We start from the raw sequence: 3914 nt of genomic DNA, 5'->3' as shown, positions 1-3914 counted from the left end.
GCACGCCGTGCGGACACTCAGGGCGCGGGCCCGCACCGCCCCTCCCCGGCGTGCCCGCGCCCTGAGTGTCCGCACGGCGTGCGAAGTGCGACTCTTGGACGGGAGGCATCCGCCGAGGGAACTCGGGAGGGCCCTGATGGGACGTGACGTACCCGCCCTGGTGTTCACGCGGGAGGACCGGCGCCGCTACCGGGAGAAGATGCACACCTGCCTCGACGTGCTGGCGCTGATGCTGCGCGAGTCCACCTTCGAGAGCGAGCGCCCCCGGGTGGGCCTGGAGATCGAGCTCAACCTCGTCGACGACGACGGGCTCCCGGCGATGCGCAACACCGAGGTGCTCCGGGCCATCGCCGACCCCGCCTGGTCCAGCGAGCTGGGCCGCTTCAACCTGGAGATCAACATCCCGCCCCGGGAGCTGACGACCGGCGGCCCCGGCGCCTGGGAGCAGGCGATCCGGGACGCGCTCAACCACGCGGAGGACCGCGCCGCCGCCGTCGGAGCGCACCTGATCATGATCGGCATCCTGCCGACCCTGGGCGAGGGACACGTCGGCGAGGCCGCGCTCTCCGGGGACCCCCGCTACCGCCTGCTCAACGAGCAGATCTTCGCGGCCCGCGGTGAGGACCTGCGGATCGTCGTGGACGGAGTCGAGCGCCTGTCCACCTACGCCGACACGATCACGCCCGAGGCCGCCTGCACCAGCACCCAGTTCCATCTGCAGGTCTCGCCCCGGGACTTCGCCGGCTACTGGAACGCCGCCCAGGCCGTCGCGGGCGTCCAGATCGCCCTGGCGGCCAACTCGCCCTTCCTCTTCGGCCGGGAGCTGTGGCGCGAGAGCCGGATTCCCCTGTTCGAGCAGGCCACCGACACCCGGCCCGAGGAGATCAAGGCCCAGGGGGTGCGGCCCCGCGTGTGGTTCGGGGAGCGCTGGATCACCAGCGTCTTCGACCTGTTCGAGGAGAACGTGCGCTACTTCCCGGCCCTGCTGCCGCTGTGCGACGACGAGGACCCGCGCGCGGCGCACGAGCGGGGCGACGTGCCCGAACTGGGCGAACTGACCCTGCACAACGGCACGATCTACCGCTGGAACCGCCCCGTCTACGCCGTCACCGACAGCGGGCCCCACCTGCGCATCGAGAACCGCGTGCTGCCCGCGGGACCCACCGTGGCCGACACCCTCGCCAACGGCGCCTTCTACTACGGCCTGACCCGCGCCCTGGTCGACGAGGACCGCCCGATCTGGACCCGGATGTCGTTCTCCGTCGCCGAGGAGAACCTGCACAGCGCCTCGCGCGACGGCATCGACGCCCGGCTGTACTGGCCGGGCATGGGCGAAGTGCCGGTCACGGAACTGGTGTTGCGGCGGCTGCTGCCGCTGGCCCACCGCGGTCTGGAACTGGCCGGGATGGACGCGGCCTGGCGCGAACCCCTGCTCGGCATCATCGAGCAGCGCTGCCTCACCGCGCGCAACGGCGCCCTCTGGCAGGTGGAGACGGTCCACCACCTGGAGCGGGGCGGCACCGACCGGCGCGAGGCGCTGCGCCGGATGACCCGCACGTACATGGACTACATGCACCTGAACGCGGCGGCGCACACCTGGCCCGTCGACTGACGCCCGCCCCGCATCGCCCCCAGGTCTCCTCAACTCCGTGCCGCCCGGGGCCAGTTCCCGGACGGGGTCAGCGGGACGGGCGCGGGCGGGCGCGCCGACGTCGTCAGCTCGATCCGCCGGCCCTCGGCGCAGGAGCGGAGCAGCGCGGTCATCGTCTCCAGGACGTGCAGGGCGAGTTCACCGCTCGCGCGCGGTGCGCGGTGCCCGTCCGCGGCGACGAAGTCCAGCAGGCCGACACCCCGGGAGGCGCCCGCGTAGCCCGCCGACGGCGGCAGGGTGCGCCAACTGCCGCCACCGAGCGCGAAGTGCCGTACCTCCCCGTCGAAGCGGTTCGGATCCGGCACCGCGAGGCTGCCGCTCGCGCCGTGGACCTCGATCGGCGCGGCGGTCGTCGCCACCCCGTCGAAACTCGTCGTGATCGTGCTCAGCGCGCCGCCCGCGTGTTCGAGGACGCCCGAGACATGGCTGTCCACCTCGACCGGGATGCGCTCCCCGGCACGGGGCCCGGATTCGATCACGCGCTCGGTGCGCAGCCGCGCGGACGCGCCGGTCACGGCCCGTACCGGGCCCAGCAGATGGACCAGGGAGGTCAGGTAGTAGGGGCCCATGTCCAGCAGCGGCCCGCCGCCGTCGGTGTAGTAGAAGTCCGGGTGCGGATGCCGGCGTTCGTGGCCCGGGGTGACCATCACGGCCGTCGCGAACAGGGGACGGCCGACGGCGCCCGCCTCCACCGCCGCCCGAGCCGTCTGCACCCCGGTGCCCAGCACCGTGTCCGGTGCGCACCCCACACCGACCCCTGCCCGCGCCGCGGCTTCCAGGACGGCGCGGGCGTCGGCCAGTTCGGCGGTCAGCGGCTTCTCGCCGTAGACGTGCTTGCCGTGGCCGACGGCACCGAGGGCGATCTCGGCGTGCGCCGCCGGAACGGTGAGGTTGAGCACCGTGTCCACGTCCGGACTGCTCAGCAACTCCTCGACGGGCAGCGCCCGGACGCCGGGCAGCCCGGCCGCGGCCGAGACCGCGCGGGCCGGGTCGAGATCGGCGACCGCCGTGATCCGCACGCCGGGACGGCCCACGAGGGTGTCCAGGTAGGCGCGGGAGATGACGCCGAGTCCCACGACTCCTACGCGGTGCGCGTCGCCCACAGCATGCCCCTCTCGATGACGGTGCGTACGGCGGGATGGGCCAGGACGTCGAGGTCGTGCCCCGGCGTCGTCACCACGATCCGCCCCGCGCCCCACCGGCGCGTCCACACCGCCGGACTGGTGACCGGGCGGTGCCAGGGCTGCCAGGGGCGGGCCGGATGGGTCGTCGTGGCGAGCACGTCGATGAGGTCGTCGTGCAGCACCCAGTACTGCTCGGTGGTGAGCGTGAAGTCCCCGAGGCCGGCCGTGACGGGGTGCGTACGGCCCAGTTCGGTGAACTCGACGACGTGGGAAGGTAGTTGTCCTCCTCGCCGCCCTCGCGCGCGCAGGGTTCCTTGCCCGGATGCGCCGCGAACTGCCCGCCCACCAGGTGCAGATACGCGCTGGAGGCGCGGTACGAGTCGGCGACGCCGCCGTGCCGGCCGGTGAAGCCGGTGCCGGCCGCCACCGCCGCGCTCAGCCCCGCCACCTGCGCCGCGCTGATCCGCGCCATCGTCACGCACTGCACGACGAGATCGGTGCCGGCCAGTTCGGCTGCGTCGGCGTAGACGTCGGGCGACTCCTCGACGCGGACCGCGTACCCGTTCTCGCGCAGGAAGGGCAGGAACAGCTCCGTGGCCTCGACCGGCCGGTGCCCCTCCCAACCGCCGCGCACCACCAGGGCCTTCTTCCGCGTCATGGCGTCCCTTCGGCAGGCCGGCCTCCCGAGGGGACGCCGGGCGACGGCGTCCTCACTGTGCGGCAGGCCACCGCCCCGGCGAAAGAGTCACCCGATGCCCCGAGATTTTCGGGCCCCGGGGAGCGGGCCGGCGTCCGTTCGCGCGAGGGGCGCCCGACGTGCCGCGATCCGGTGCGCCGGGGCCGGGTCACGGTGCGCACACACTTCCCCGGACATCTGCGCAGGAGTATCACCGGGGCTGCACACGGCCCGCTGGAAGCCTCGTTACCGTTCAGGCCGTTCGATTCCCGCGTGTACGCGGACCAGGCCGTGGCCGACCGGAGCCGATGGCGCAGTCAACCCGGAAAGACCGCAGATGGACTACTGCTCCTCGTGTCGTCGGCATCTCAACGGCGCCCTCGTGTGCCCCGGATGCGGTGCGTACGCCCCGGACATCGCCCCCTCGGCGGCGGGCGGCCCCGCGCTCGCGGCCGCCCCGGGC

At 73.5% G+C, this 3914-nt stretch carries 3 protein-coding genes and 1 pseudogene; 2 read left to right on the top strand and 2 right to left on the bottom strand.

Features of this window, described 5'->3' with window-relative positions; translation table 11 throughout:
• Positions 1-136 precede the first annotated feature (136 nt).
• Positions 137-1612, top strand: coding sequence for a glutamate-cysteine ligase family protein (locus tag SZN_RS36035; RefSeq protein WP_007505370.1), 1476 nt, complete (start codon positions 137-139; stop codon positions 1610-1612).
• A gap of 29 nt (positions 1613-1641) precedes the next feature.
• On the opposite strand, the gene SZN_RS36030 is transcribed toward SZN_RS36035, so the two are convergent.
• A complete protein-coding gene (locus SZN_RS36030; RefSeq protein WP_007505367.1) occupies positions 1642-2754 on the bottom strand; it encodes a Gfo/Idh/MocA family protein in 1113 nt (370 codons plus the stop codon).
• Positions 2733-3433 (bottom strand): annotated as a pseudogene (locus SZN_RS36025) (ThuA domain-containing protein). Before SZN_RS36025 ends, SZN_RS36030 begins: the two are co-directional and overlap by 22 nt.
• 355 nt (positions 3434-3788) lie before the next feature.
• Here SZN_RS36025 and SZN_RS43585 point away from each other — a divergent pair.
• On the top strand, positions 3789-3914 hold a 126-nt coding region (locus tag SZN_RS43585), incomplete at its 3' end, for an SCO2400 family protein (RefSeq protein ID WP_425274504.1).

Source organism: Streptomyces zinciresistens K42 (assembly GCF_000225525.1).
In the GTDB taxonomy this organism is placed as follows: Bacteria; Actinomycetota; Actinomycetes; order Streptomycetales; family Streptomycetaceae; genus Streptomyces; species Streptomyces zinciresistens.
This window is presented reverse-complemented; position numbering and strand designations above follow the sequence as displayed.

Coding starts and splice junctions, on each gene's coding strand:
- SZN_RS36035 (WP_007505370.1), top strand. CDS start 137: ATGGGACGTGACGTACCCGCCCTGGTGTTCACGCGGGAGGACCGGCGC.